The organism is Limnobacter olei (assembly GCF_029087225.1).
GTDB lineage: Bacteria > Pseudomonadota > Gammaproteobacteria > Burkholderiales > Burkholderiaceae_B > Limnobacter > Limnobacter olei.
Genome location: NZ_JARFJD010000060.1, coordinates 1 through 627 on the forward strand (window position 1 = coordinate 1; position 627 = coordinate 627).

Sequence of the window (627 nt, forward strand, 5' to 3'; positions counted from 1 at the left end):
CTCAAGGGGTTTTCGGAGTTAACTGACAAACAAAAGCAGGCTTTTGTCGAGGGGTTGCAGGAATCTGAAAAGATTGCTCGCGATCAGGTTCAGGAGGCATTAGTCGTAATGAACACAGCGCTTTCTATGCCGGATTCTCGCCAGCTCTCGCTGGATGTGCAGGGCGTTAGCGCAGCACGCCCTGCGAGAGCTGCGGACCCCTCTACTAACAGGGGGGACAGCTCCCCTAAAAGAAAACAGCCGAAACCCGCGCCCAGCAAGGCTCTCAAGGAAGTTCAACCCAAGAAAAAAATTCAAAAAGTTGAGGGGTAAATTCGATGCGTTTTGACTGGTATCAGGGGACTATCTACGATGATGAAAAATCCGTTCTATCTCATTTTTCGAGCCATTTTAATGAGGTGGTTCGTGATGCCGATTCTCTCGCAAAGAAGGCGCGCTATGACGTTGGCTACACCCTACGCAATACGTCCACGGGCGAAGAAGTCAAGGTCTTTGCGGGTGGTCACAACGGTGTCCACGGTACCCACTTTTGCTCGACCGGTGAGAACGCCATCATTGTTTCTCAGGCGGTTAGGAGGCAATGGGCTGACGGTCATCACGTCACGCGAGCAGATGCTTGTCAGGATC

Annotated in this window: 2 protein-coding genes; both read left to right on the plus strand. The window is 51.8% G+C overall.

Going from position 1 to position 627, the window contains the following annotated elements; all coding sequences use genetic code 11:
- The coding region (locus PY990_RS16295) for a hypothetical protein (RefSeq protein ID WP_275272489.1) at nt 1-312 on the plus strand (312 nt) is incomplete at its 5' end.
- A 5-nt stretch (nt 313-317) separates the two neighbouring features.
- The coding region (locus PY990_RS16300) for a hypothetical protein (protein ID WP_275272490.1) at nt 318-627 on the plus strand (310 nt) is incomplete at its 3' end.